We start from the raw sequence: 26166 nt of genomic DNA on the forward strand, positions 1-26166 counted from the left end.
ATTCCGATGAGATTTCTTAGTCTGGCAGAAGTGCTTGAAATCCATAAAGATCAAATAGCCCGCTACGGCGGAATGCTCGGAGTAAGGGATATTGAACTGCTGAAATCAGCTCTTGGCATGCCGCCCGCTTCTTACGCCGGTGAATATCTTCATACTGATATTTTTGAAATGGCTGCCGCATACCTGTTTCATATTGCCAAAAACCACCCGTTTAACGATGGGAACAAGCGTGTGGGGATAGCAGCCGCTTTGGTTTTCCTTCTGCTCAACGGTTACGAACTTGACGCACCGGAAGATGACGTTGCTGAAATGGTCATTGCTGTTGCCTCAGGAAAGCTCAGTAAAGCAGAAGCCGCTGTCTTTATCCGTAAGCAGAGCAGAGTTCAGCAGGCTTAAACCATCTTCCTCAGACTGACCGTCCCCTTCTCAGGATCAAAATCAGTGTAATAAACCAGAATTTTTACTCCGGCGGCTTTTGCCCGCTCAAACTCGGCGGCGTATGCGGGGTCTATCTCATGTGCAGGGCGGAAGGAGTTCCGCTTCACCTGACACATGTAAAGCATACACGCATTATAACCTTCTTTCACCGCCCTTTGCAGGACTTCCAGATGCTTTTTGCCTCTCGTTGTCACCGCATCGGGAAACATCACTGTTTCGTCATCGTACAGAGTACAGTTTTTCACCTCGATAAGAAACCTGCCCCTGTCTGACTCCACATAGAAATCGAGCCTCGCCTCATCATACGGGTACTCCCTGCGGCAAAGGCTCACACGGCCAAGTTCCTCTATCTCACCGTCATTTATGGCGCTCTCGGCTATACGGTTCACAACCATAGTGTTAACCACAAGCCACTCCCCGTTTACGCACATTGCCTCCAGAGTGCATGGCAGCTTACGGGCAGGGTTATCCGAAACAGAACACAGCACAGTGTTTCCCGGTGTCAGAAGGTTTTTCATGGAGCCCGTGTTAGGATTATGAACCGTGGTTAAAATACCGTCCTTAACGACATCCGTAAAAAACCTTTTATATCTTTTTACAAATTCTGCTTTGAAAAGCGGAGGGAATACAAACATAAAAATTGAATTTTTTTCCTTTATCCTGACAGTGTTTTTGAGTGAAGTGTAATTTTTTCACTTTACAGTTCATACTCCATGGACTATTTTTTCGCAACAAGAAGCATGACGATATAAAAATTAAGGTTCTGTACTCTGAATTTTTCAGAGAATGATTTTTCCGTTAATACGAACCTAATTTACGCAAGGAGCGTCATTTAAAGAATGAAAGCTATCGAAATGCAGGCCAGACCTATAGCGCTGATGCTGTCAGTGTTTATATTCTTCCTGCTCGCCGTTAACTTCTTCTTCCTTAACATCGTAAACTACAATCTCGGCGGTATGGAAGAAAAAGCACAGGAACAGCAGAGTAAAATGGTAAGCGTATCAGAGAAACTGAACGCTGAAAGGGAAAAAATGACATTCGCAACCCAGGTTCTGGATGTCAGGGATATTTTGTCAACATTCGGCCGCTCACAGGGGGGGCTGACCAGTATGGATCTTGCTTACCTTATTGTAAGCGAATCACGCAAGCATGATATAGACCCCTATCTCGTGCTGGCGGTCATCAAGACGGAAAGCTCATTTAACAGAAATTCAGTCTCCGACAAAGGCGCCATGGGGCTTATGCAGCTCCTGCCCGGCACAGCCCGCTACATATCCGACCAGAAAGAGGATGTGAACATAAGAAGGGCTGACGAGCTTTTTGACCCCGTCACAAATATCAAACTCGGCATAGGCTACCTCTCATACCTCATGGATAAATACGACAACCAGAAACACGCCATAATCGCCTATAACCTCGGACCGGGTAACCTGCGCAAAAAGCTCCAGAGCGGAAGCGGACTGCCGCAGGTATATTACAGCAAGGTAATGAAAAACTACCGTCTGATGCTGAGCCTCAGCAACAAAGCCTGAATGTCTGACCCGAAAGAGAGAGTTACCGTACTTCTGTCTGAAACCGAAGGAGCGGCCAATCTGGGCTATATTGCCCGTATAATGGCCAACACCGGGTTTGACAGGCTGAAATTTTCAGGTTCTCTCTCCGGAAGGGAACAGGCGGCGTCAAGATATGCGGTGCATGCTTCCCGCATTCTTGACAATGCCGTTAAAAAGGCATCCTTCGGAGAACTCACCGCGGAGGAAGACATCATAATAGGCTTCAGCCCCAGAGACCCATGGGGCAGCACCCTTCCCTACTCCTCACTTGCTGAAACCGTGAAAACCGAAATAGCCGCAGGAAAGACCATCGGCCTGCTTTTCGGCAACGAAGCCAGAGGACTCTCCAATGAACAGCTCTCAGCATGCCGCTACAGGGTCGCCCTGCCCACGGAAGCATCATGCCCCAGCATGAACCTTTCCCATGCGGTTCTCGTTGTTCTGTGGGAACTGAGAGGCTCATTCCTGAAAGAGGAAATCACAATCACCGGACAAAGCTTCGCCTCAGCGGAACAGAAACGTGTTTTCAGGGATAAGTTTGCAGATCTTCTTGATGTGTCAGGTTATCTTAACGGACAAAACAACCGGATAAGGCTTCAGGAAATAAGCATGCTTTTTGATTCAAAGGAATGGTCGGAAAGGGAGATGAATCTTCTCACCTCCGTAACGGGTAAACTCCTCAGAGAGTTCAAGGCTCTGAAAAAATAACGGCAGCCCTTTTAAGGCTGCCCGCTCTGACTAGTCTTCCCCTTCAAGATACTTCTTAAACTCCTGAGAAATATTCTCTCTCTCAAGAAATTCAACAAGCTTGTTGATCCTGCTGATAACGTCCATATCCATGACGTGCTCCATGCGGCAGGCGTTCTCCTCCGCGTGGTCTTCACTGAGCCCAACAACGGTTTTGAGGAACTTTTTCAGAACCTCATGGCGGAGGAAGATATTTTCAGCATATTTTTCACCTTCTTTGGTGAGTGTGATAAAGCTGTAGCGGTCGTAGTTAATGAAGCCCTTTTCTGAAAGGTGCTTGAGTGCATTTGTTACTGACGACATCTTGACGCCGAGCTTTTCCGAAATCTCTTTCGCTCTGGCAACCGGATTTTCCTTTTGAAGCAACAGTATAGTCTCAAGATAGTCTTCCATGCTTCCGGAAAGTTCTCTGTCTCTCATAAACACTCCTGCGTTTTTGTCTAACAAAGTTTAATACAGTCTAAAAAGAATTGAAAGGCAAATTATGTATATAGGTTCAAAAAAGTTCCTTCCGGAAGGGAAAACAAATTAATTAACATCTATTTGACAAATATTTCACATCAATGTCACAGAATTAAAATATGTTAAATTGTTTTTCAATATAAGGTTCAAACACACATATTAATAAAGCGGCGTGTTTGATATAATGAATACAAGTATTCACCATAGGCAATATGTACAGACTTCAAAACCTGCATATGCGGATGAATATAACATTTATGTTTGATGAAGGGGTGTTATATGTCACAGCAGCATGAAACTGATTATATCAGGCTTAAGGCTCTGATAGCAGAAATGGCAAAAGAGTGCGAAACAATGATAGAAGGCTCCGTCAAAAGCCTTGTGGACCGCAACAGTGATCTGGCGCGTGAAATTATCGCTTGGGACGACAAAGTGGACAACCTTGATATTGAGGTGGACGCCCTCTGCCGCAAGATCCTTGCCCTCTATGAGCCGAAGGCGGTTGACCTGCGTTTTGTTCTGACTGCTTCCCGGATTATAGTCGATCTCGAACGCATAGGGGACTACTGCGTTGATATTTCAAAGGAAGTTCTCAGGCTGAATGAAGTTCCGCAGATAAAGCCATATATTGACCTGCCGAAGATGGGCGAAGCTTCCGCAGTTATGCTGAACGATGCAGTGAACGCCTACTTCAACAAAGACACAGGAGCAGCCTACCACGTAATAAAAAGGGACGATATAATAGACGGCCTGCATTCGCAGATTATCCGCGAGCTTCTCACCTACATAGCGGAAGACATCAAAAAAACAGCCGGGGTAATCTCGCTGATGCAGATAACAAGATCAATAGAACGAATAGCCGACCATGCAACAAATATAGCCGAGCTTGTCTACTTTATGGTGGAAGGAAAGGTTGTCCGCCACCAGAAGCTGGACTGACGGCCGCATTGCGCCTGACCGCGCATAAAAAGGAGTCAATATGATCAAAATACTGGTAATTGAAGACCACGAGGAGATGAGCGACCTCATCAAGTTCAACATGGAGCAGAAAAACTACGAAGTAATATGCTCCGCCGATGCCAATGACGGGCTTATTCACCTCGAAAACTTCAGCCCTGATGTCATACTGCTTGACCTCATGCTTCCCGGACTGAAAGGCATGGATTTCCTCAGCATAGTGCGCCACAATCAGAAATACGTACACATACCCGTAATCATAATATCCGCAAAAAACACAGAGAACGACATAATCAAAGGCCTTGAAAACGGTGCTGACGACTATCTCACCAAGCCTTTCAGCATGAACATACTTGCGGCAAAGGTAAAGGCAATCCTCCGCCGGACACCGGCAATGGAAAACAAAATAATCTCCGAATCAGGCATTACCATAGACACTGTCAATTACACAGTTAAAACTGACGGAGAAGAAGTTGTGCTCACCAACAAGGAGTATGAACTGCTTGTGACCTTCCTGCGCAACCCTAAAAGGGTTTTCACCAGAAACCAGCTCTTAAACGCTGTCTGGGGTTATGATACGGATGTATACTCCAGAACGGTTGACACCCACATATCCTCACTCAGAAAGAAACTGGGCGACAAAGGAAAGATTATAAAATCAGTTCCTAAAATAGGTTACCGCGCCGATACATGAGACTCTTTACCAGCATCTTCTTTACCATATTCGTTCCGGTCACCCTTGTTCTGATGCTTACACTCCATTACTCAGGCAGACCGGCGGGAGATGCACACGGAGGAGCAAACGGACAAAGCAGCGTTGTTTCCGAACACCTTACCGAAGCGGAAACGGAGGAGCGGAACAGAGAATCAATCAACTATAACTTCCGGCTGATTCTCCTTTCCTTCGCAACATCCGGCCTTATCTCCTTTTTGCTTGCCGGAAGAATAACCATCCCCATGCGTAAGCTGGCAGATATTGCAGACAGGATTGAAGCGGGGGATAAAAATATCAGCTTCCCTGTATTCGGCGATAAAACCATGTCCAAAGTTTCGGACATCTTTCACCGGATGTACAGCTCCATGACAAGGAAACAGGACGAGCTTGAGAACGAACGCCACAAGCTCCAGCATGTTTTCAGCATACTCAATGAAGGCATCATCCTTCTGGACACATCGCACAGAATAAAGCATTTCAACAGCAAAGCCGCGGAGCATCTGGGCAGTGAGCTCACCCACGGCAGAAACATAGTCGATTCCCTGAACAGCATGGACACAATCAACTTTGTCAGCAGGGTTCTGGAGTGGCAGGAGGACGGCATACACCACCTCGAACTGCGCCAGAAGATGTTTGATGTTCACGTGCGCTATCTCGACAAAGAGATCCTTATCGTCCTCTACAACATAACCGAACGCACCCAGTATGAGGACTTTAAGACGGAACTCATCGGCAACATAACCCATGAACTCAAAACCCCTCTGGCGATGATAATGGGTTACGCAGAGACGCTCCTTGCCAATACTTCCGTGGACAGAAAGAATCTTGAGAAGTTCCTCACCATAATCCACAGCAATTCCAAGCGGCTTAACAACATAATAAACGATATTCTGGAGCTCCACAGGCTTGAGCATATACCGGGCGGATTCAACGTGGATGAACCTTTGCAGCTTGAAGCAGTGCTGGCGGAGCTTAATGAACGCTACGAGGGGTTCGAGACGAAGACAGTATTCAGGGCAGACTGCACGGATATACCCGTGCTCAGGGAACACTTTATGACCCTGCTCACAAACCTCACGGACAATGCCCATAAATACAGCCTGAGCAAGGTCATAGAGATAAGCATTTCCGTAAAGGATGATGAAACAGTTATTCAGGTGGCGGACGAAGGCCCCGTTATTCCGGATGAAGACCGGGAAAGGATTTTCGAACGCTTCTACACGGTGAATAAATCAAAAAACCGTAACCAGACCGGAACCGGGCTTGGCCTCTCCATAGTGAAGCACATCACCGGGCTTTACGACGGCTCTATAACGCTGGAAAAGAATAAAAAAGGCGGCAACACATTCGTTGCCACCCTGTTTGAAAGACCTGTCAGAATTACGGAAACGGAAGAGGAGGAAGCCTAAGCTTTCTTATCCCCCTTAACCAGTGAAACGCCAACACCTGCGGCAAGTATGGCGAGAGTCACGCTGAGACTCACTGCCGGAGGAATCTTCACCAGATGCAGCATCTCGGAAACAAATATCTTGGAACCTATGAATATAAGCACAACAGAAAGGGCATACTTCAGGTAATGGAACTTGGAAATTACAGCCGCAAGTGCGAAATAAAGGGATCTTAAGCCCAGAATCGCAAATATATTACTGGTGTACACCACATAAGCGTCTGTTGTTATGCTGAACACGGCGGGCACAGAATCCACTGCGAAAATAACATCCGCTATCTCAATGAAAATAAGCGCCAGAAGCAGCGGAGTGGCATATAAAAACTTATGCCCGGTTCTGGGGTTTGTACGGTACACAAGAAAGCTGTGCCCGTGAAAATCCCTCGTTACACGGATCTTTTTCCGTATAAATTTCAGCACGGGATTCGCGCCTATATCGGTTTCGTCATCCTGCTTAAACAGCATCTTCACGCCGGAGTAAATGAGGAAGGCGGCAAAAATATACAGCACCCACTCAAACTCGCTGACAAGCTTCGCACCCACTCCTATCATTATACCGCGGAGAACGATTACTCCCAGAATGCCCCAGAAAAGCACCCTGTGCTGATAGATTCTAGGTACGCAGAAGTAAGAGAAAATCATAGCTATGACAAATATATTGTCCATAGCAAGGGTCTTTTCCACCACAAAGCCTGTGAGGTACTCAAATGCCTTCTCGCTGCCGAGTATTTTACCCACCCAGAGGCTGAAAAGCAGACCTATGCCTATATAAAAAACAGACATCAGAAGACTTTCCTTAACGCCTATCTCGTGATCCTTCCGGTTGAAAACACCCAGATCAAGAATAAGAAGGAACAGAACAACAGCCAGAAAAACAAGCCACATCCACACAGGTTTGTGAAGAAAATCAGAAAAAAGGAATGCATGAAGGGTATTCATAGAACATCTCAGCCCCATATTTGAGGTTCCGAACGGAACATACCGACATCGCATTTCGGGGACAAAATGCCAGAGGGGCCCGGTACGGGGATTATTATATTATGAATTTTACGGATTGCAAGGGGATGCAGAAAATTTATTGAGGAACCAAACCGAATACAGTCATTGCGAACAAATTTCAGAAATCTTTCAGTTCCCGTCCATAATATTCACATGCCTGTCACCGGAAGGTCGCCAAGCGGGCGAGATTACGCTGGAACCCTTGCGGCGGCAGTTCAGCACTGAACCGAACTGGAGAGTGCGCTCGCCGTATTTGGTGTTTATCTCATCCATCGCCGAATAAAGCCCTTCCCAGTTCTTGCCGCTGTCCTCTATATTGTAAAGTGTTACGCAGTCGGGCACAAGGCTTGAGATGCACACACCCAGAAGCCTTATATCATTGCCGTTCCAGAGCTTACCGAACACCTCCAGCGCCTCGGCGTATATATGATGAGTGGCGGAGGTGAAAAAAGGGATGGTATGCGCCTGTGAGAAAGTCCCCATATCCGGATAGCGTACGGTTACGGTAATGGTTTTGCCGGAATAGCGAAGCCGCCTCGCCCTTGATGAAACCATGTCCGAAAGCTGGAGCAGATACCCGGCCGCCTCTTCCCTTGTTGAAATATTCTCCGGCAGGGTCAGGCTGTGGCCGATGGATTTCATGTGTTCCTCTTCGGTCTTCACTCCGGGGGAATACTCACCGCAGGCAAGCCCGTACAGGTAATCCCCGTTGACACCGAACATCTCCACAAGACGCTCCCTGCCCAGTGCCCTGAGATCCGCCGGGGTGAAAATCCCCATATCAGCAAAGCGTTTGGTCAGCCTGCGCCCTATTCCCCAGAAGTTTTTCAGGCGGAACCTGTCCAGAAAGCTGATCACATTGTCTTTTTCCACACAGTAATAGCCGTCCGGCTTTTTGACACCGCTGGCCATCTTCGCTATGAACTTGTTCGGCCCCGCGCCGATTGAGCAGGTTATGCCGAAGTTTTTCTTAACAAAGCTTTTTATCATATATGCCGCATCCTGCGGGGCTATTCCCGTACCGCTGATGTCAAGAAACGCCTCATCAATTGAATAAGGCTCCACATGGGGGGTTATTTTATGCAGAAAAGCGGTTATTTCCTTTGATACGTAAGTGTATTTCCTGTTGCGCGCATTCACAATAGTCAGAAACGGACAGACTTTCAGCGCTTCGTATTTGCTCATGCCTGTTTTAACACCGTATTTGCGGGCTTCGTAAGACGAAGTAACAACAACAGTTCGCTCCTTCGCCCCCACAACGGCAATAGGCTTCCCCCGCAGAGCAGGGTTGGATGCCTGTTCAACCGATGCGAAAAAAGCATCCATATCCATACAGAGAATCATGATGCCTCATCCATAGCAACCAGATACCAGCAGACTTCCATGCTGCTGAACATTATCTCGAAGATATTGAAACCGTCTGTCACAGTAAATTTATATATAACATCAGTGCCTTCACGTTCTTTCCACTTATAGCAGACTTCCTTAATCAGCACCTTTTCACCGTGCAGACCAAACCATACGGGCTTTGGAAATCCGCCGTCAAAAACAGCGCCGACACGGATTTTTTCATGAATATTTAATATCATAGTTTCCTTTGAAGAACCGGAGCACCATGTCCAGAATACCGATAACTTCAAAGTCGTCTCCGTCGTGCACGGGGATAATGGGGTAGTCATCATTCTCAGGCACAAGAAACATCCCTTCCCTGTTTCTGCGGAAGGTTTTCAGGGTTATTTCTCCGTTCAGGCGGAATGCACCTATCTTCCCGTTGTCAATAACCGGACTGGGGCGGAGAAGAGCAAAATCACCGTCCAGAATACCCTTGTTCTTCATGCTGTCCCCTTCCACACGGAGGAAAAAGGAGTCAGACCTGACAAGATCTTTCAGAGAGATGTAGCCCTCAAGGTTTTCCTCGGCCATAACGGGCATGCCCGCCTTGATCCGTCCTATTACAGGAATGGAGCGCTTCCTCATCAGCTCTATCCCTCTCGCGGAGGATGATGCGCGGCGGATGAATCCGCTTTCCGCAAGCCTGTCCAGCATCTTTTTCACACTTGCGGTGGAGGAAAGCTTAAGCCCCTCGCCTATGTCACGGATGGAAGGCGAATATCCGTTCGCCTCCGTGAATTCTTCGATAAAATCCAGAAACTGTTTCTGCCTTTTTGTGGGTTCAGACATATGACAACCTCCTTGTCTTTAATTAATTCAAAATTTGCCATCCCTGGAAATTTTGAACACACGCTCGCGCCGCTTAAAAAGCGGCTTCGCTCGCACGGCGCAACTCCATCCATGGAGTTGTTACGTCATTGCGAACCCCTGAAAGGGTGAAGCAATCTCTCATTCATAACATCAAACTGCACATCCTGTCAGTTTGGTGTACACGCTCGCGCCGCTTAAAAAGCGGCTTCGCTTCGCACGGCGAAATCCCTTCCGTGGGATTTATTCAAGTCATTCTGAGCAAAGCGAAGAATCTCTTATAATAAAAAACTCTCCTTCCGTGAGAATTTTTTATACTCGCTCGCGGGCGATAAACCGCCCTTCGCTCACAGTGACGCAACACATAACCGCAGCATGGGCAAACAAATGTTCGCCTAATAAATAAAGAATAGATCTTCACGGGCAAAAAGTCAAAAAGAAATTGCATTATCCGGTAACACATAATAAAGAATATGTAGCATTATCTCTTTACTTAGAGTCATATAACTCTTCGCATAGGTGCATAACAAATTTAACCCACTTAAAACTGTTGACAGTCTATTTTAAACTTGTTAGACGTGTCTATAAGCAAGTGCGTATTTGTTCACCATTGCAACATATTGGATCACAGGGGAAAATTTTATATTTCTGAAAATCAGAAAATATAATCTGTCAGTTCTAAGGAGAGAGATATGAGGAAAATACCGTTTGCGGCGGCCATATGTTTATTTTTAATAAACACTCCCGCCATGTCCGAAACCATGATGCAGGACACAATTTATCTCGAAGAAGTAACAGTGTCCGGCGCTGCGCAGGAAGATTTAAAATCATCGGAAGCTAAAGTGACTGAAAAAAAGAGAAGCAACAATATAGCAGACTTCCTGTCCAAAGACCCCGAAATCAACCTCACCAGGAAAAGCTCGGTGGGTGACGGTACAAATACACTGACCATAAGAGGCCAGAGCAGCGAGAGAATACAGGTGAACATAGACGGGGTAAACATGAACTCCACAGGGAACATAGGAGCCGGTTACATAGATTTCAACATGCTCCCCCTTGATAACATAGACAGAATCGAAGTGATAAAAGGCGGCAGCTCCGCCGAATACGGCAATGTGATAGGCGGGGTAATAAACGCGTACACAGCGCACCCCACATCAAAACCCAAGGCAGACATTTATGCCACAATGGGCGGCTGGGACGAAGCTGACGACTTCTACAACATACGCGGCAGCTACTCACAGATGTTCGGCAATTTCGGTGTCAGCCTCGGCATGAGCCGTCAGGAAGCTGACGAATACTTCAGAAACAGTGACTACAAAGTAACCCACATAGCACCTAAGTTTTTTCTCAGACTGCCGTGGAAAGCGGAACTGACGGCAGGAGTGGATTACACCAAATCCCGCAGAGGCATGATAATCGCAAATATTCCCGGCACTGACGGCTATGATTCTGACTTTCCCGATGTGGAAACATCAGACTCATTCGCAGGGGGCGGCGGGCCTGATATGACCCCGAACGAAGGCGCTTATCAGGAGAAGGAAAGGTTCATATACAATACCGCATACACTCAGAACATAACTGACAACGCATTTTTTGAGCTCAGCGCATACAAGGTTTACGAAGACCGCACAGATAAAAACTTCGCCGCTAAAGACAGCAACAACGGTCTGGTAAAAGAAGGTGATGTGATATACGAGCGTGAGCTTGAAATGGACAGGAGCTACGGCTTCAAAGCCAAAACAGAAGCAAAAATAAGCACCCACACAATCCTTTTCGGTGCTGAACGCAAAAACCTCAAGGGCGGGGAAACCGACATAAAGGTCAGTATAAATCCGAATAACGGCAACCAGTACCGTGCTCTCGGCAAAACGGACAGCAGGCAGAGAATAATAACGGACGGAGTATTCCTTGCGGATTCGTGGGGTATAAACAGCGCCCTCACACTTGATCTGGGTGTCAGGTATGACAAATACAAAACCGAGAACTTTACCCACAACTTTGACGACAGCAATCTTTCGCCCAAGGCAGGCCTGACTTATGCCATAACCCCGCAGGATAAGGCGGCGGTATATGTTTACCAAAGCTACAGAACACCTACCATGCCGGATGTTGTTCACTACGCCAACGGAGACAGTGTGGATGAGCTGGCAGGACGGGGCATAAAGCCCGAAGAGGTCAATGCGGTTGACTTTGTTTACAAGCATGATTTCAGCGGCAAAGGGTTCGTCAAGTTTTCCGCATGGTACTACGACATAGACAACTACTCCATAAGAAGAACACTGCCCACCACAGCCGACCCTGCGACAACGGTAAACGCACAGTATAACGTGGACAATGCGGAATTCATCGGCACATCCCTCAGCGGAGAATACAAAGTGCTCAGAAATCTCACAGTGAATGCCGGAATCTCCTATCAGAAATCGGAAAAAAGCGGCGACCCCACGGACAGTGATTTCAGTTCATCATCAGACGAGGTTGACTACATACCCGAATACAAAGGAAACGCCGGATTCGTATGGAAAATCTCAGATAAGCTCACTTTTGACATGGGGATGAATTACATAGGCGAACGCCCCAAGTATGAAACAACAGGTAAAAAGACCCTCCCCTCCTATGCCCTTGTTGATGCCAGCCTTGCCTATGAAATGCTGAAAAACACCGTGCTTGAGATATATGCGGACAACATTCTTGACAAAGAGTACGAAGAAGCATCCGGCTACCCCGCAATGGGATTTAATGCCGGAGCAAGCGCCAGATGGACATTTTAAAAAAATAAATTAAGGCGGAGATCTATGGACATTCAGAGAAATGCGGACTCAAAAAAGGCAGAAACAATGTGGAATAAAAGAGCGGCCGGGTATCCGAGATATACGGACTCGGAGGACACTTTCGAGGCAAAAGTTCTTAAACTGATGAACGAAAACGGAGTTGACACGACAGGGTTAAGTATTCTTGACGTGGGCTGCGGCAGCGGAAAATACACCATAAGGCTGGCAAAAAAATCCGCAGGGGTGACAGCCACGGACATATCCGGGGAAATGCTGAGAATACTCAACGAAGATGCCGCAAAAGAGGGTGTGACAAATATAACCACCGTGCACACCGACTGGGAAGCATTTGACTCCGGAGCTAAAAAGTTCGGCATGGTTTTCTGCTCCACCACCCCCGCAGTGAGAACAGAGCAGGACTTCGCAAGGGTTAACTCACTCGCTGAAAAATATGTGGTTTATCTTGGCTTTGCAGGCAAAAAGCATTCGGATCTCATGCTGAAAATTTATGCAAAATGCGGCGCTGAGCCCAAAGAGTTTAACGATACTCCCATCCTTAAGGCATGGCTTGAAAAATCGGGCATAAAATACAAATCCGTCATAATAGACGAAGTATGGGAAAAAAGAATGCCCGCAAAAGAGATGAGGGAACACTGCATGGAGTTTCTGTCAGGCTATAATGTCACAGACGGCGAAAAGGCTGTTGCCGAAATTGTAGCAGAACATACCGACTCCTCCGGAACGGCATATGACAGGGCATGCGTCCGTCTGGAGCTTGTGATATGGGAAAAATAGCTCTTTTCCTGCTGCTTCTCACCGCATCTGTAAGCATGGCGGCAGAAACTCTTACCGTCACGGACATGCTGGGGCGGAAGATTACCGTACCTGCGAAAGCTGAAAGGGTGATCCCTCTGGGAAGCAGCATGAGCTATGTATCGTTCCTCAAAGCACAGGACACGGCCATAGGTATCGAAAAGATAGACCGCATGACCTTTGAGAAACGCCCGTATGTATACGCCAACAGGGAGATTACCGCAGTTCTCCCTGTAGTTGCAGAAGGCGGCGCTGCCAGACGGCCGAACATAGAGCTTATAGTTTCCCTCAAGCCTGATGTGATATTCACAATAACGGCTGATGCCTCGGAAGCGGAACTGCTCCAACGGAAGACAAGAACCCCCGTAGTTGTGCTGAGTTACGGTTATTCAGGGGTAAACTTTGATGACATATACAAATCGCTCCGTATAGCCGGCAAAATTCTCGGCAGAGACAAAAGAGCGGAAGAACTCATAACATACATGGAGAGCCTTCAGGAAGAGCTTTCCTCTCCTCCTGCGGTGAAAAAGCGTGCGTACATAGGCGCAGTTTCATACAAAGGCATACAGGGAATAAACAGCACTGAGGCACATTTCCTCCCTTTCCGGCTGGCCGGAGTGGAAAATGCGGCAGATAAAATCGGCCGCAAGGGGCATCTGTTTATAGATAAAGAGTTTGCCGCCATGATGAAGACCGATTTGATCTTTGTGGACAGTGCTGGCTTTGCCGTAACAGCACAGCATGCCGCAAAAGAACCTGCCTATTTCAGCAGAATGAAGCCCTTCACGGACGGCAGCGCCTATATGATTCTCGCCAATACATTTTACTTCATAAATATAGACCTGATGCTCGCCAACTCCTTCTTCATAGCAAAGGCCGCATACCCTGAAAAATATGCAGACCTCGATCCTGAGAAAAAGGCAGACGATATAATAGAGATGTTCACAGGCAGAAGGCTTTTCAGTGTTGTCAGAGAGGATTCCGGCGGATTCAAAAGAATCACTCTCTCCGGTAAAGGGTTCAGTGTTGAGGAGCCCGGCCTATGAGGGGCAGAATATATTTCTGGGCTGTCCTTGTATGTCTTCTCGCCGTATTTGTCCTTTCCGGGCTTAAGCACGGCGCGATAGAGAGCACATGGGGGCAGACCCTGTCCGCACTTTTTATGAGCGGTGAGCATGAAGATCTGGAATATTTCATATGGCATCTGCGCATGCCTAAAATCCTCGCCGCTCTTGCGGTGGGCGGAGCATTGTCCGTCAGCGGGGTGATACTCCAGAACATACTCAACAACCCGCTGGCCTCATCCTTTACCCTCGGACTGTCACAGGGGGCAGCGTTCGGCGCTACCTTCGCAATAATCGTTCTCGGCGCAGGCGCTATGATAAACACAGGCAGCGGGCTCATCTTCGGGAATATGGGGATAATAGCCGCCGGAGCCTTTGCCGGGTCTGTGCTGGCATCGTTTATCATACTGATGTTCTCATTTGTGAAGGGCATGTCCGCACAGGGGCTCATTCTTGCAGGTGTTGCCATGTCAGCCTTTTTCAGCGCCTGTACCATGCTTCTGCAATACTTTTCCACGGACAGCCAGCTTGCCGCCACTGTGTTCTGGACATTCGGCGATCTGGGCAAAGGCGGCTGGAGCGAGGCCGTGACAGTCCTCATTGTAATGGCGTTCGGCATACTGTTTTCATTCCGTTTCAGCTGGGACTACAACGCGATCCAGTGGGGAGAGCTCCACGCGGCAGGACTCGGTGTGGAAGTAAAGAAAATTCGTTTATATTCGCTGATAATCACATCACTTATGGCGGCGTTCGCAACTGCCTTTTACGGGGTAATAGGCTTTGTGGGGCTCATCGCCCCGCACATGGTGCGGCTGATGTTCAGGCACACGGGGCACGGTTTTCTTATCCCGGCGGCTGCCCTTCTGGGCGGTGTGTTCCTTCTCGGTGCTGATCTGCTGGCGCAGGTTATGTTTTATCCACTTTCGCTCCCGGTCGGAGTTATAACGGCTTTTGCAGGGGTTCCCATGTTTCTGTTTCTGCTTATGAAGAGGTCAATCAAATATGGTCAGGGCTGAAAATATCTGCTACACGCTTAAAAACGGAAGGAAGATACTTGATGATGTCTCCTTTGAACTGAAAAAAGGGGAAATCTGCGGAATAATAGGCCCCAACGGAGCGGGGAAAACAACCCTGATGAAGATCATGGCGGGTGTGCTAAAGCCAGCCTCCGGAAGCGTATGTGTAGGCGGCTGCTGTGTAGGCGGCATGAAGCGCAGGGAAACCGCACAGAAAATCGCCTACCTCCCTCAGACAACCCACGCTGTTCCGTGCAGTGTTTACGATTCCGTGCTCATAGGCAGAAAACCCTATATGACATGGAATCCCAAGCCTGAGGATCACGGAATGACGGACGATGTGATGAACGAGCTGGGTATCGGGCACATGAAGGATAAATGTGTGACGGAGCTAAGCGGCGGCGAATTTCAGAAAACGCTGATAGCAAGGGCTCTGGTGCAGAATGCAGACGTGCTTATGCTGGATGAGCCCATAAACCATCTGGATGTCAGAAATCAGGTGGAGATAATGGAAACAGCGGAAAATATCACAAGAAGCAGAAACCTTGCCACGCTGATTGTTCTGCATGATCTGAACCTTGCGGTGCGCTATGCGGACAGGATACTTCTTCTGGAAAACGGCTCAACGCTCTATTTCGGCGATAAAAGCGGAATAAGCGAGGAACACCTCACGAGCGCCTACAAAATCCCGATAGCGATCAGAAATATAGATGAAAAAAGCTTCGTGCTCTACTGAGCAGGGACGCAGTTCCAGTTTGCAAAGGCAAATTCCACATCAGCGGGAATCTGCCTTCTTTGTTTATAGAGCCTTGCGGTTTCAGCGGCGGCTGTTTTAAGTGATTCCGGGGAAAAATCCTTCAGAGGGCTGAGCGCCTGCGGAGCATAATTGAGAATATCGTATCTGTATTTCATTATCATTTTAGCTGATTCATCATCCGCTGTTTTCGCCGTTATATCCCCTGTGCATACGTAAGCAAGCCCTGAGCCGTTTGTAAACAGCTTCATCCCCCTGAACAGAACCGTGCTTATGCCGCCGTCCTTGCTTTTTTCAACAGAGGCAAAGCTCCCCTTGCCTGCGGACTGCTGGAATGAGTCAAAATCTGAATCAGAGCCCATAAACCTGCTTATATAGTAGATCATTCCGAACGCCACGATAAACAGCGTGAGGGACATTATCATATAACGTACTGATTTCATAAAAACCTGCCTTGAAATTTTTTCTGAGATCCTTCACCCTTCGGGTTCAGGATGACGTATCAGAAAAAATATTCCGAAACCGTCATTCTGAGCAGAGCGAAGAAGCTGTCCATAATAATAATAAAAAATTCTCCTTCCATGGGAATTTTTTATACACGCTCGCGGGCGGATAAACCGCCCTTCGCTACGCACGGCGAAATCCCATCCATGGGATTTATTGTTATAATAATAAATTCTCCTTCCGTGAGAATTTTTCAGCTTTTCAGCGCATCCACAGGCTTAACCTTAGCGGCCAGTGACGCAGGGTAAGCTCCGGCTACCACGCCTATGAGCAGGGATGATACAAATGCGGCAACGCCCCCTGACGAACTGAAAGCAAACGGCAGCTTCCCTGTCGCGAAAACCGCATAACATACAAGAAAACCGAAAGCACCGCCCAGAAAGCCGCCGCTGAGGCCTATGAATGCGGACTCGCCAAGAAACTGGCGCATTATGTCCCGCCTGCGGGCTCCCACTGCTCTGCGTATGCCTACCTCCTGTCTGCGCTGACCGACGATAAGCAGCATTATGGAGAATATCCCCAGTCCGCCTATGAGGTAACTGACTGCGGCAGTGATATTGCCGAGAAAGCTCACAATGTTAAGAACCTCTGTGCGCATCTCCATCATATCAGAAGGTGAGATAATGTCAAAATCATCCTCCTTCCCTTCTGTGATTTTATGGTTTCGTCTCAATACGTTCTGAGTTCCGGCGATTACCTGCGCCTCGTCCTCGTATCTGAACATCTGCACCATTATGCCGTCCACATAGTCCACATTGGTTATTCGTTTCATGTGAGTGTTCAGCGGCATCACCAGCACATCATCAAGGCTTGCCCCCGTGAGATCTGTTCCCATGGGCTCCAAAACTCCGGTGACGATAAACGGAACACGGTATATCAGGATTGTTTTGCCCACCGGATCGGTGTTTCCGAAAAGCTTTGTCTTCACTTCGGAACCTATGACACAGATCCGCGCCATGTTTCTGTTGTCCGCATCGGTGAACATGCCGCCGTTCTCTATTACAAGGTTTTTCAGCCTGAATCCGTCCGGCGTGACACCTGTTGCGCTGGTGCTTATGGTTGTGCCGCTGTAGGTTACAAGAGCCGTGCGCATGGTGAATGCTTCCGCCGTCTTCACTCCGCTCACTTCGTCACGTATATCCCGCAGGTCGGACGGCTTAAGGGATGTGGACTGATATATAACCTGTGCGGAGGCTCTTCTGCGCACCTTACCCGCAACAACTGTGAGCGTGTTTTCGCCGAATTTATCTATCTCCTCGCGCACCTTTTTTTCCAGCGATGCCGTGAGGCTTGTAACCAGAATAACGGCGAATGTGCCGAGCAGAACCCCGGTAACAGCCAGAGCGGTTCTCACCTTATATGCGCGCAGAACATCTATAACTATCTTAAAGGTAAGCAGGTATCTCAATTCATCTGCTCCTTATGGCGTCAATGGGGTTAACAGAGGCCGCCCTGCCCGCCGGTGCAGTGCCGAACACCGCCGCGATAAGCACGGAAACAGCCAGAGCCGCAAAAAATACGCCGAGGGAGATCTGCGCGGTAAATATGCCGAAGCCTGAGACCGCCTTAGCCCCCAGCGCGCCGAGGACAAAGCCAAGCAGGGCTCCCAGAACTGTTATTATGCCGAACTCAAGGATAAACTGCCTGAAAATGTCGGACTTTGTGGCTCCGAACGCACGCCTTATGCCTATCTCCTTTGTGCGCTCCTGCACGGAGATAAGAAACATGTTCGCCATAACAAACCCGCCCACGGAAACAGTGAGCAGGGTCATTATTCCGATGAATACCATTATCGCCCCGCTGACAGCGAAGAAAAACTTCATTATCATATCCGGACTGATTATCATAAAGTCGCTGTCCTGATCGTCTGCTATGTTGTGGCGCATACGCAGGAAGTTTTCAAGCTCCTCCGCTCTCTGCTTCAGGTTGCCCATATCCTCAAAGCTCACCCTCAGCATCATTATATGCTTATACTGGCCGGAAATACGCTTCATCACAGCAGACATGGGCATTATGAACCTGTCATTCATATCACCCCGCATCCCCATAAGGGAGACAGGCTTCAAAACTCCTATCACCTGACAGTAGAAACTGTTTACCTTCACATATTTACCTATTGGATCATCGGATTCGCTGAACAGAGTCCGCTTTACTGTGTCACCCAGAACGCAGACGTTCGCCGCGGATTCCTGATCTATAGGCAGAATATCCCTTCCTGAGGCAAGCTCCCATGATTCCATGGCAGTGTATGCCGTGGGGGTTCCTATGGCGAAGGCTCTGTGGTGCTTGTCACGGTAGGATATTCTTGTACTGGGGTTGGGCAGAAAGGGGTGAACGCTGTAAGCTGTGGGGAAGGCATCCTTTACCGCCTGCACATCGTCCACTGTGATTGTCATGGAGCGGAAGCCGTGTCCGGCCATGTTTCTGCTGCCGCCGAAAACCATGACAGTATCAGGCCCGAAGGTGCTTATCAGCTCGGTTACTGATTTATAGGCTCCGTTGACCACTGCGACAACGAGGGTCACCGCAGCAATCCCCAGCCCTATGGCGAAAACGGAAAGAAATGTTCTGAGCCTGTAGGAGATAACCCCCTGAACAGCCTCAAAAAAAATGTTTATAAGTTTTTTCACTCAGCCGCCGTTTTTGTCTTTGTCCAAATCGTACTGCTTTATCTTCCTGTGAAGATACGTTCTCTCGATGTCCAGAGTCTTAGCCGATTTGCTTATGTTCCATGCATTATTCTTTAGAACATTCTGGATGTAATATTTCTCAAAATTTTCTTTGGCGTGCTTCAAAGTGTAGCTGAATTCTATGTCATACTTAACCGGTTTCTCCGGCGCACCGAGAAGAAACGAAGGAGCATCCTCAACGGTAAGCGTATCCTCATCCGCCAGAACCACCATCCGCTCCACAATATTTTTAAGCTGGCGGACATTGCCAGGCCACGCAAAGCGGGTGAAGGCGATCATAAGCTCGTCATCTATCTTCCTGAGCGGCATTCCGTTCATGGAACAGGCTTCACGCACAAAAAAGTTCACAAGGGAGGGTATATCCTCGCTGCGCTCACGAAGCGGAGGAACAACGAAGGGAACAACATTTATGCGGTAATAGAGATCCTCGCGGAAGTTGCCCGCCTTTATCTCCTCCTCAAGGTTTTTGTTGGTGGCGCAGATGAGTCTGAAATCAGAACTGATCAGTTCATTCCCGCCGACACGGGTAAACTGGCTGGTTTCAAGCACACGGAGCAGCTTGGCCTGCGCTGCAAGCTCCATATCCCCTATCTCATCCAGAAAAACAGTTCCGCCGTCCGCCATCTCAAACTTGCCCTTTGTGGTGGCGTGGGCTCCTGTGTATGAGCCTTTTTCATGGCCGAACATTTCACTTTCAATAAGGTCTGAGGGTATGGCGGCGCAGTTTATCTCCACAAAGTTTTTCTTGTCCCGCTTGCTGAGCATATGCACAAGTCTGGCCACGTGCTCCTTGCCTGTTCCGTTTTCCCCTGTAATCATCACCCATGCGTTTGTGGGTGCTATTTTCTCTATTTTTTTCTTAAGTTCCGCCATGCGGGAGGAAGCGCCGATCAGGTCATAGCGCTTAAGGGTGTTGAACTTGTATTCCCGCAGATCGTGTATGAGCCTGAGCTTGTCCTCAAGGTGCTTGACTATAAGAACTATTCGCTCAAGGGAAAGCGGCTTTTCAAGGAAGTCCCACGCACCGAAGCGTATGGCCTCCACGGCGTTTTCTATGTTGCCGTGACCGCTTATCATAACCACCTCAATTTCGGGGTAGTAGCGTTTTATTTCCTTCAAACCCTCTATCCCGTCCTTGTCAGGCAGCCATATGTCCAGAAAGAGGAAGTCATACATCTGGCTCTTGAGTTTTTCATAGCCTTCGGAGAAGGTCAGGGCGTAATCCACCTCATAGCCTTCATCCTCAAGGATTCCCTGTATAGTGGTGCATATATTTTTTTCATCATCAATAATGAGCGTCTTCACGTCATACCCCTTTGGGCAGTTCAAGGGTGAATCTGGTGTGTTCACCCTGTCTGCTCTCCACTGTAATGGTTCCGTTGTGCTCGTCAACAATCTTCTTAACTATGGCAAGCCCCAGCCCTGTTCCCTCAGCCTTTTTGCTGAAATAAGGCACAAACACCCTGCCTATGTCCTCCGGCGCTATGCCCGCCCCGTTGTCCTCAACTGTGATCCGGCATATGCCGTCAGTATCAGTGACGGAAAGAATTATTCTGCCGCCAGTGTCTATGGCGTGTATGGCATTGTTAAGCAGGTTATAAAAAACGCGTTTAAGCTGGTTCCGGTCTGCGTTTATGCGGCAGTCGCGGCTTTCGTAAACAAATTCGATGTCAGGGTGAGACTGACAGTAAAAATCGGTCACCTCATCCAGAAGATCCCGCAGGTTGAACACCCCTTTGGTGAGATCCGGCAGACGGGAGAAGGAGTTGAACTCGTTCACCATGTTCTGGAGCTCGTTCACCTCGGTTATAATAGTGTCCATACTGCTGTTAACAAGCTCGCCCTCCGGCCCCTCAAGGGTTTTGCCGAGACGCTTTTTCACCCTCTCGGCAGTAAGCTTAATGGGGGTGAGGGGGTTCTTGATCTCATGGGCGATTCTGGTTGCTATCTCACGCCAGATGTTCATGCGCTGGTTCTGTATAATATCCGTGAGGTCATCAAGCACCATAACCACATTCTCCACATCCTCATCAGCACCGAAAAGCTTGGTGATAGTCACAGCGAAGGTACGCAGGTCGTCCCCCACAGAAAGCTCGGTCTGGAAATGCTTAGAAGCCTTTGTACTCAGCATGAACTCCCGGAGCTCGTTCATTACGTTATTCTCGAAAGAGTCGGGGTTGTTTATCCTCAGCGCTTCTGCCGGGTCGTTATATTTCAGCGGATGCAGGGTTTCGTCATAAAGCACGATTGCGGACTTTACGTTCTTGAAAACCGTGTCTATGTACTGATTGTCCTTCGCTATCTGCATGAACATTTCCGCAAGCTTCTCATTTTTCAGATTAAGCTCCTCGTTATGCTCCTTAAGCCTCTTCACCATGTCGTTAAAGGCTCCGGTGAGCACCCCCACCTCATCATCCCCCACGGATTCCAGCTTAAAGTCAAGGTTTCCCTTGGAAACATTGAGTGATGCCTCAGCGAGTTTCTCCAGCGGCTGGGTAATGCCCCTTGAGAAAATAAGGCTGCCCCATATACCCGCAAAAACCACGAGGAGCGTCATAAGCACAAGCAGCAGTTTGTATGAATTTTTAACAGGCTCAGCGAAGAACTGCGTCTGGCTGTAGTTGTTATAGGAATCGAGAATTTTGGAGACTTTTTCCGCCTCGTTCGCAGGAACCTTGCGGTATATAAAAACTGCTCCGAGAACAAGGTTCTCGTTGTTTTTGGAAACAACAGGATGCCCGACCCAGTAGATCTGCTCATAACCGAAGAACTCATAACGGGCGACCCTCTGTTTACTGAGGATTTCGTTTACCACATCTCCGTTTACAAATGAGAAAAAGAAGAAGCCGCCCTTCTCCTCAGAGCTTATTTTTGCCTGTTGGTTGTTGTATATGGCTATGCCGTCTATCTGGTTTTTTGCGGAGTATTCCTTTATGTAGGCATCCAGCTCCTTTTTATGCCTCGCCTGCATGAAGTCGCGGCTTGAAATGACCTGAGCAAGGGTGTTGCTGTGCTCAATTATGTCCTGCTCAAGCCTGTTCTGATACTTCTGCATCAGGTCTATGGAGCTTTTCAGCGCCTGCTCTATCTGGGCATCGAACCATTTGTCTATGCTTTTGTTTATGACAGTGCTTGAAAATGCGAAAACTATGAAAACCGGAATAACTGTGAGTATTACGGAAAACATCACCAGCTTGCTTTGCAGCCTCGCACCGAAAATGTTCTTCCGCCGCTCCGCCAGCATCTTGCCGAGGTTGCGGAAAATCAGGATGAAAACCACAAGGAGCAGGATGATATTAATGTTTATAAGAAGAAAGATTGAAACGTTTGAATACCAGGGAAAACCGGTGTTAACAATATTTGAGCCGGCGGCGAGGTTAACAGCCACGAGAGCGGCAAGAAGAAACGCATAAAGCCCTATCCGCTTGAGAGTAAATTTGCCTTTAAGCAGCATCAGTTTCTTTTTGCGCTCAGATAATCCGAACATCCCGCCCTATTTTTCCAGCAGCTCATCGAGTGCGCCGGATGTTATGGACGGAGCGTGCTCCTTCTTTTTCTCCGGCAGGGAAGCGGCAGACCCGCCCTCCTCAAAGTCAAACCTAAGATCATCAAGACTCAGTGCCCCTGCCTCATGCTCTTCTTCGCGGACGGGTTCCTCTTTTTCCACAACAATCTCAAGATCATCAAAAAGGTCATCCAGCCCTGTCTTCGGCTCGTACTGTTCCTGAACAGCATGAGGAACAGGCTGTCCGGGCTGCGGTTTTATCTCTATATCACCGAAAATTTCGGTCTCGTCAAAGTCATCATCAAGCTGAAGCATGGCGTGGGGAAGGTGAGACTCCTCCTCTGTGTCCTCCGTTTCGTCAGGTGCGGCCTCGCCGTATCGCTCGATCAGTCCGTCACTGCTGCTTTCTGACTCAGAGGAGGCAAACTTATCCAGATCAAGCCCGTACTCCTCGGCAGCGGCAGGTTCATTGGCAAAAGAATCCAGATCGAACTCGGAGGTAACGATGGAAAAGTCATCCGCTTCGGGCTCAGCCGGAATCTCAATCACAGGTTCAGGCTTGGCAGCGGTCTTTTTCTTTGAAGGTATGGAATCCATGAGGGAATATTCAAGGATGTCGTTCACTTCCGGATCATCGGCATGATCAAAAGAGGCTACACTCAGCGTATCAGCTTCCTTATCCCCGCCTATGAGTCCTGATTTTCTGCCGTAAAGCTCGTCCTCCACCCTCCGGGCGTTTTCCCTGTCTCCTATTCTGGCATATGCCTCACGGAGCAGGTCAAGCACCTGATGCTTCATGTCCATTGCCTGCGCTTTTTCAATAATAGTGCGCATGCTTTCGAGGGTGCTTACAGTCTGCATTTCTGCAATGAATTTAAAGCACATTTTAGCGAAAGAGTAATCCAGCACAGCGTCGGAAACGGAGGCGATTTCGGCCAGTATCTGTTCAAAGCTGTCCCCATGCCCTTCGGATGCTGCATTCTCAAGAAGGTATGAATATATCTCAGGTCTGGGGTATTTGCGTTTTAAGCGCACAAGGAGAGGGACAAGAGCAGTGAGCTCCGCACTATTTATAATTTCGGCAAAATATGCCTTGTCAAAATTCTTTTCCAGATGCTCGGCTATCACATCCGTGAGGGACGGTAGTTTCTCAGGGTTTGAGCTTATGTAGCCGGGCAGGTGTTTTATATAAAGCTGGCTGTCCGCACCTGTTTCCACTGCGCAGTTTATGAAAAGAGTGAGATCCGCAGGGTCTATCTTTTTGAGTCCGAGGCCTTTTTCCGCTGTGAGCCTCACTTCGTTTGATGAGCCGAAACGGCGCATGACACTGATGAGAGCAGCAATATCGGAAGAATTGGCAGACTTAACAGAAGTCAGCCTGCGCACAAGACGGTCAGTCTCCTGCACAAAGCCGCGCCTTGCCCTGCTTTCCAGAAGACCGGCGTATATATCTATCTGCTCGCGCACAAGCCCTTTCTGTCCGTAAAAGTCGGCCAGACGTTCAAGGTAGTTTTCTTTATCGGGATAGTTGCGGATTATTTTTTTTATCAGGGCTATGGATTTATCAAGATAATTCCCCCCCTCGAACTTTTTGAGGAGCGCATCGTAAACTTCAAGGCATTTCTCCTTGTCGTTCATCATGCAGTAAGCATCCCCCATGAGGTTCATCGCCTCAAAGTTATCCGGCTGGGAAGCGAGTATTTCCCCGCAGACCTTAACAGTCTGCTTATAGTTCTTTTTGGAGTATAAGGACATAGCGTCCTGAAAGGTTTTGTCTTTCCTGCCGAAAAAAAGCATCATCTTATCCCAAGAAACCTGTGTATTTGAGGACGGTAAAACATTTCGACCCCTTCTTTTGAGAATATCACCTGAACGGTGTCTATTCTATTAAAATCGGCCTTGTTATCCACCGACTGGGCGAAAATTTCCTTAACACCCGCCTTGCGGAGAGCGGCGGCTGCCTCTGTGAGTTCGTCCTCCGTGTTATTATCGTCAAAAACAGCTTTCAGGTAATATTTTTCTTTACCCAGAAATTTCAGCACAGGCAGAAGTTTTGCCAGATTTTCCCGCCAGTCTGCACGGCAGAGTTTAATATCCACGCTGAATATATCAAAGACAGGCTTAAGCACTTTCAGTTCGGCGTGCCTGTAACCGGAAGTTTCCAGAAAAAGACGGCATCCGGCCTGTTTGAAAAGGAGCGCTGTTTCTTTCAGAAACTTAATCTGCTCCGTGGGTTCGCCCCCGGTGAATGATACGGAATGAAGGAGGCTAAGGTCAATCCTGGCGCATACGGAGACGAAAAACTCCTCCGGCGTTACTGGATTGCAGATGGTTTTGCCATACACCTCAAAGGCTTCCGGCGCACCAAACTGTGTATCGCAGTAGTCACAGCCCACAGAGCACCCGGCAAGACGCACAAAAAGCTGGCGCGCTCCCGCATAAAGCCCCTCACCCTGAACAGAGTGAAAAACTTCGTTTATTCTTCCCTTATTCCCAGTATTCCGCTGCGGCATTATCGCTCTCCCACACAACAACCCTTTCAACCATAGTGCCGAAATGCTCTTTAAGCTTATCGTAGATGAATCTGCACATGTTCTCGCTGGTGGGGTTTACAGTCTTAAAGTATTCCAGCTCGTTGATATATTTGTGATCAAGCCCGTCGAGGATCTCATTAAGGTGTTTCTTAAGCACCTTGAAATCCACCAGCATGCCTATTTTATCCAGCTTATCGGAAGCGAGGTATGCCTCCACCTTCCAGTTGTGCCCGTGGAGATTTTCGCAGTCCCCTTCGTATCCGCGCAGATTGTGCGCTGATGCAAAACTTTTTATAACTCTTACTCTGTACATTCTTTCAGCTCCGTGATTTCTTTCAGGGAAAGCCGCTTAAGCTCCCCTGTTCTGAGTCCGTTTATGGTTATATTGCCTATTCTTACCCTGAGCAGCCTTGAAACACGCAGTCCGAAAAACCGGAAAATCTCGCGGATCTGCCGTTTTTTGCCTTCGGTGAGTATCAGGCGGAAATTCCCGGCCTTTATCCGTTCCGCCCCGCAGGGGAGATAATGCATCTCATCCGTTTGCAGACCGTCCCTGATTTCATCAAGCTCCCTTTCGCTCAAATCGCCGTTCACCCAGACGAGATATTCCTTCTCCGCCTTAAATTCAGACTTCTGGAGCCTGAGGATCAGATCACCGTCGTTTGTGAAAATAATAAGACCTTCGCTGTCATAGTCAAGCCTGCCGGAGTAGGCGAGCTTTTTTTCTTTCAGATAAGGTATGGCTTCCAGAGTTTCCTTGCCTCTTCCGTCACCGTAGGCGGTGAGCATTCCGCGGGGTTTGAAAAATCTGTAATACTCAAGCTCCGTCTCTGTTACCGGTTTGCCGTCCAGCTCAACCCTGTCCGTTTCCGAAACCTGAACGCCGAGTTCACTCACCCTTTCGCCGTTAATGCGCACAAGCCCGCTTTCGATAAGCCTGTCCGCCTCACGTCTGGAAACACCGCAGTTTGCCGAGAGAAATTTGTTAAGCCTCACAC

26 protein-coding genes are annotated in these 26166 nt (G+C 48.3%); 11 read left to right on the plus strand and 15 right to left on the minus strand.

What is annotated here, in order from left to right:
* Window positions 1–6 precede the first annotated feature (6 nt).
* Entirely contained in the window at window positions 7–396 is a 390-nt protein-coding gene (locus tag OSQ85_RS04020; protein WP_265821475.1) for a type II toxin-antitoxin system death-on-curing family toxin, read from the plus strand.
* Here OSQ85_RS04020 and sfsA read toward each other — a convergent pair.
* Entirely contained in the window at window positions 393–1073 is a 681-nt protein-coding gene (gene sfsA, locus OSQ85_RS04025) for a DNA/RNA nuclease SfsA (RefSeq protein WP_265821477.1), read from the minus strand. The genes OSQ85_RS04020 and sfsA overlap by 4 nt on opposite strands.
* Before the next feature lie 204 nt (window positions 1074–1277).
* Here sfsA and OSQ85_RS04030 point away from each other — a divergent pair, with 204 nt between their 5' ends.
* Both OSQ85_RS04030 and OSQ85_RS04035 read left to right on the plus strand, forming a co-directional pair.
* Window positions 1278–1970 (plus strand): lytic transglycosylase domain-containing protein, encoded by a 693-nt coding sequence (locus OSQ85_RS04030; RefSeq protein WP_265821479.1) that lies wholly within the window; start codon window positions 1278–1280, stop codon window positions 1968–1970.
* Complete coding sequence (locus tag OSQ85_RS04035) at window positions 1971–2699, plus strand: RNA methyltransferase (protein WP_265821480.1); 729 nt, start codon at window positions 1971–1973, stop codon at window positions 2697–2699. It begins immediately after the preceding gene.
* A gap of 30 nt (window positions 2700–2729) precedes the next feature.
* Here OSQ85_RS04035 and OSQ85_RS04040 read toward each other — a convergent pair whose 3' ends face one another.
* Complete coding sequence (locus OSQ85_RS04040) at window positions 2730–3158, minus strand: metal-dependent transcriptional regulator (RefSeq protein ID WP_265821482.1); 429 nt, start codon at window positions 3156–3158, stop codon at window positions 2730–2732.
* 321 nt (window positions 3159–3479) lie between these two features.
* Here OSQ85_RS04040 and phoU point away from each other — a divergent pair, with 321 nt between their 5' ends.
* Genes phoU through OSQ85_RS04055 form a run of 3 tightly spaced genes read left to right on the plus strand, consistent with a single transcriptional unit; the run spans window position 3480 to window position 6281 of the window.
* Window positions 3480–4139 carry a phosphate signaling complex protein PhoU gene (gene phoU, locus OSQ85_RS04045; protein ID WP_265821484.1) on the plus strand — a complete coding sequence of 220 codons (660 nt, stop codon included), beginning with the start codon at window positions 3480–3482 and terminating at the stop codon, window positions 4137–4139.
* Between the two features lie 40 nt (window positions 4140–4179).
* Window positions 4180–4851: a response regulator transcription factor gene (locus OSQ85_RS04050; RefSeq protein ID WP_265821486.1), complete on the plus strand. Its 672-nt coding sequence runs from the start codon at window positions 4180–4182 to the stop codon at window positions 4849–4851.
* On the plus strand, window positions 4848–6281 hold the full coding sequence (locus tag OSQ85_RS04055) for a sensor histidine kinase (RefSeq protein ID WP_265821488.1): 1434 nt from the start codon (window positions 4848–4850) through the stop codon (window positions 6279–6281). The genes OSQ85_RS04050 and OSQ85_RS04055 overlap by 4 nt, the downstream gene beginning before the upstream one ends.
* Here OSQ85_RS04055 and OSQ85_RS04060 read toward each other — a convergent pair.
* The 4 genes from OSQ85_RS04060 to lexA all read right to left on the minus strand — a co-directional run bounded on the left by OSQ85_RS04060 (window position 6278) and on the right by lexA (window position 9499).
* On the minus strand, window positions 6278–7258 hold the full coding sequence (locus tag OSQ85_RS04060; protein WP_265821490.1) for a TerC family protein: 981 nt from the start codon (window positions 7256–7258) through the stop codon (window positions 6278–6280). The genes OSQ85_RS04055 and OSQ85_RS04060 overlap by 4 nt on opposite strands.
* A gap of 189 nt (window positions 7259–7447) precedes the next feature.
* Window positions 7448–8662 (minus strand): DNA polymerase IV, encoded by a 1215-nt coding sequence (gene dinB, locus OSQ85_RS04065; RefSeq protein WP_265821492.1) that lies wholly within the window; start codon window positions 8660–8662, stop codon window positions 7448–7450.
* Window positions 8659–8907, minus strand: coding sequence for a hypothetical protein (locus tag OSQ85_RS04070; RefSeq protein WP_265821494.1), 249 nt, complete (start codon window positions 8905–8907; stop codon window positions 8659–8661). The genes dinB and OSQ85_RS04070 overlap by 4 nt, the downstream gene beginning before the upstream one ends.
* Window positions 8888–9499 carry a transcriptional repressor LexA gene (gene lexA, locus OSQ85_RS04075; RefSeq protein ID WP_265821496.1) on the minus strand — a complete coding sequence of 204 codons (612 nt, stop codon included), beginning with the start codon at window positions 9497–9499 and terminating at the stop codon, window positions 8888–8890. The genes OSQ85_RS04070 and lexA overlap by 20 nt, the downstream gene beginning before the upstream one ends.
* A 710-nt stretch (window positions 9500–10209) precedes the next feature.
* Here lexA and OSQ85_RS04080 point away from each other — a divergent pair.
* Genes OSQ85_RS04080 through OSQ85_RS04100 form a run of 5 tightly spaced genes read left to right on the plus strand, consistent with a single transcriptional unit; the run spans window position 10210 to window position 15917 of the window.
* Window positions 10210–12288 carry a TonB-dependent receptor gene (locus OSQ85_RS04080; RefSeq protein WP_265821498.1) on the plus strand — a complete coding sequence of 693 codons (2079 nt, stop codon included), beginning with the start codon at window positions 10210–10212 and terminating at the stop codon, window positions 12286–12288.
* 24 nt (window positions 12289–12312) lie between these two features.
* The gene (locus OSQ85_RS04085) at window positions 12313–13083 is read left to right on the plus strand and encodes a class I SAM-dependent methyltransferase (RefSeq protein WP_265821500.1); all 771 of its coding nucleotides are present in this window, start codon (window positions 12313–12315) and stop codon (window positions 13081–13083) included.
* Entirely contained in the window at window positions 13071–14147 is a 1077-nt protein-coding gene (locus OSQ85_RS04090) for an ABC transporter substrate-binding protein (RefSeq protein WP_265821501.1), read from the plus strand. The genes OSQ85_RS04085 and OSQ85_RS04090 overlap by 13 nt, the downstream gene beginning before the upstream one ends.
* Window positions 14144–15181 (plus strand): FecCD family ABC transporter permease, encoded by a 1038-nt coding sequence (locus OSQ85_RS04095; RefSeq protein WP_265821502.1) that lies wholly within the window; start codon window positions 14144–14146, stop codon window positions 15179–15181. The genes OSQ85_RS04090 and OSQ85_RS04095 overlap by 4 nt, the downstream gene beginning before the upstream one ends.
* Complete coding sequence (locus OSQ85_RS04100) at window positions 15168–15917, plus strand: ABC transporter ATP-binding protein (RefSeq protein WP_265821503.1); 750 nt, start codon at window positions 15168–15170, stop codon at window positions 15915–15917. Before OSQ85_RS04095 ends, OSQ85_RS04100 begins: the two co-directional genes overlap by 14 nt.
* Here OSQ85_RS04100 and OSQ85_RS04105 read toward each other — a convergent pair.
* The 9 genes from OSQ85_RS04105 to OSQ85_RS04145 form a co-directional block, all read right to left on the minus strand.
* On the minus strand, window positions 15911–16378 hold the full coding sequence (locus OSQ85_RS04105) for a hypothetical protein (RefSeq protein ID WP_265821504.1): 468 nt from the start codon (window positions 16376–16378) through the stop codon (window positions 15911–15913). The two genes, OSQ85_RS04100 and OSQ85_RS04105, sit on opposite strands and share 7 nt — an antisense overlap.
* 254 nt (window positions 16379–16632) lie before the next feature.
* A complete protein-coding gene (locus tag OSQ85_RS04110) occupies window positions 16633–17847 on the minus strand; it encodes an ABC transporter permease (RefSeq protein ID WP_265821505.1) in 1215 nt (404 codons plus the stop codon).
* A gap of 1 nt (window position 17848) precedes the next feature.
* Window positions 17849–19069, minus strand: a complete 1221-nt coding sequence (locus OSQ85_RS04115; protein ID WP_265821506.1) for an ABC transporter permease — start codon at window positions 19067–19069, stop codon at window positions 17849–17851.
* Entirely contained in the window at window positions 19070–20434 is a 1365-nt protein-coding gene (locus tag OSQ85_RS04120; protein ID WP_265821507.1) for a sigma-54-dependent transcriptional regulator, read from the minus strand.
* A 1-nt stretch (window position 20435) separates the two neighbouring features.
* Window positions 20436–22616: a sensor histidine kinase gene (locus OSQ85_RS04125; RefSeq protein ID WP_265821508.1), complete on the minus strand. Its 2181-nt coding sequence runs from the start codon at window positions 22614–22616 to the stop codon at window positions 20436–20438.
* A 6-nt stretch (window positions 22617–22622) separates the two neighbouring features.
* Window positions 22623–24434: a hypothetical protein gene (locus OSQ85_RS04130; protein ID WP_265821509.1), complete on the minus strand. Its 1812-nt coding sequence runs from the start codon at window positions 24432–24434 to the stop codon at window positions 22623–22625.
* Window positions 24431–25147 (minus strand): 7-carboxy-7-deazaguanine synthase QueE, encoded by a 717-nt coding sequence (locus tag OSQ85_RS04135; RefSeq protein ID WP_265821510.1) that lies wholly within the window; start codon window positions 25145–25147, stop codon window positions 24431–24433. The genes OSQ85_RS04130 and OSQ85_RS04135 overlap by 4 nt, the downstream gene beginning before the upstream one ends.
* Window positions 25122–25481 (minus strand): 6-carboxytetrahydropterin synthase QueD, encoded by a 360-nt coding sequence (gene queD, locus OSQ85_RS04140; protein WP_265821511.1) that lies wholly within the window; start codon window positions 25479–25481, stop codon window positions 25122–25124. The genes OSQ85_RS04135 and queD overlap by 26 nt, the downstream gene beginning before the upstream one ends.
* Window positions 25469–26164 carry a pseudouridine synthase gene (locus OSQ85_RS04145; protein WP_265821512.1) on the minus strand — a complete coding sequence of 232 codons (696 nt, stop codon included), beginning with the start codon at window positions 26162–26164 and terminating at the stop codon, window positions 25469–25471. The genes queD and OSQ85_RS04145 overlap by 13 nt, the downstream gene beginning before the upstream one ends.
* Between the last annotated feature and the right edge of the window lie 2 nt (window positions 26165–26166).

Source organism: Geovibrio ferrireducens, from assembly GCF_026226615.1.
GTDB classification, from domain to species: Bacteria; Chrysiogenota; Deferribacteres; order Deferribacterales; family Geovibrionaceae; genus Geovibrio; species Geovibrio ferrireducens.

Excerpts from the sequence above, each read along its gene's own strand:
- OSQ85_RS04020 (WP_265821475.1), top strand. The coding sequence starts at position 7 with ATGAGATTTCTTAGTCTGGCAGAAGTGCTTGAAATCCATAAAGATCAA.
- sfsA (WP_265821477.1), bottom strand. The coding sequence starts at position 1,073 with ATGTTTGTATTCCCTCCGCTTTTCAAAGCAGAATTTGTAAAAAGATAT.
- OSQ85_RS04030 (WP_265821479.1), top strand. The coding sequence starts at position 1,278 with ATGAAAGCTATCGAAATGCAGGCCAGACCTATAGCGCTGATGCTGTCA.
- OSQ85_RS04035 (WP_265821480.1), top strand. The coding sequence starts at position 1,971 with ATGTCTGACCCGAAAGAGAGAGTTACCGTACTTCTGTCTGAAACCGAA.
- OSQ85_RS04040 (WP_265821482.1), bottom strand. The coding sequence starts at position 3,158 with ATGAGAGACAGAGAACTTTCCGGAAGCATGGAAGACTATCTTGAGACT.
- phoU (WP_265821484.1), top strand. The coding sequence starts at position 3,480 with ATGTCACAGCAGCATGAAACTGATTATATCAGGCTTAAGGCTCTGATA.
- OSQ85_RS04050 (WP_265821486.1), top strand. The coding sequence starts at position 4,180 with ATGATCAAAATACTGGTAATTGAAGACCACGAGGAGATGAGCGACCTC.
- OSQ85_RS04055 (WP_265821488.1), top strand. The coding sequence starts at position 4,848 with ATGAGACTCTTTACCAGCATCTTCTTTACCATATTCGTTCCGGTCACC.
- OSQ85_RS04060 (WP_265821490.1), bottom strand. The coding sequence starts at position 7,258 with ATGAATACCCTTCATGCATTCCTTTTTTCTGATTTTCTTCACAAACCT.
- dinB (WP_265821492.1), bottom strand. The coding sequence starts at position 8,662 with ATGATTCTCTGTATGGATATGGATGCTTTTTTCGCATCGGTTGAACAG.
- OSQ85_RS04070 (WP_265821494.1), bottom strand. The coding sequence starts at position 8,907 with ATGATATTAAATATTCATGAAAAAATCCGTGTCGGCGCTGTTTTTGAC.
- lexA (WP_265821496.1), bottom strand. The coding sequence starts at position 9,499 with ATGTCTGAACCCACAAAAAGGCAGAAACAGTTTCTGGATTTTATCGAA.
- OSQ85_RS04080 (WP_265821498.1), top strand. The coding sequence starts at position 10,210 with ATGAGGAAAATACCGTTTGCGGCGGCCATATGTTTATTTTTAATAAAC.
- OSQ85_RS04085 (WP_265821500.1), top strand. The coding sequence starts at position 12,313 with ATGGACATTCAGAGAAATGCGGACTCAAAAAAGGCAGAAACAATGTGG.
- OSQ85_RS04090 (WP_265821501.1), top strand. The coding sequence starts at position 13,071 with ATGGGAAAAATAGCTCTTTTCCTGCTGCTTCTCACCGCATCTGTAAGC.
- OSQ85_RS04095 (WP_265821502.1), top strand. The coding sequence starts at position 14,144 with ATGAGGGGCAGAATATATTTCTGGGCTGTCCTTGTATGTCTTCTCGCC.
- OSQ85_RS04100 (WP_265821503.1), top strand. The coding sequence starts at position 15,168 with ATGGTCAGGGCTGAAAATATCTGCTACACGCTTAAAAACGGAAGGAAG.
- OSQ85_RS04105 (WP_265821504.1), bottom strand. The coding sequence starts at position 16,378 with ATGAAATCAGTACGTTATATGATAATGTCCCTCACGCTGTTTATCGTG.
- OSQ85_RS04125 (WP_265821508.1), bottom strand. The coding sequence starts at position 22,616 with ATGTTCGGATTATCTGAGCGCAAAAAGAAACTGATGCTGCTTAAAGGC.
- OSQ85_RS04130 (WP_265821509.1), bottom strand. The coding sequence starts at position 24,434 with ATGATGCTTTTTTTCGGCAGGAAAGACAAAACCTTTCAGGACGCTATG.
- OSQ85_RS04135 (WP_265821510.1), bottom strand. The coding sequence starts at position 25,147 with ATGCCGCAGCGGAATACTGGGAATAAGGGAAGAATAAACGAAGTTTTT.
- queD (WP_265821511.1), bottom strand. The coding sequence starts at position 25,481 with ATGTACAGAGTAAGAGTTATAAAAAGTTTTGCATCAGCGCACAATCTG.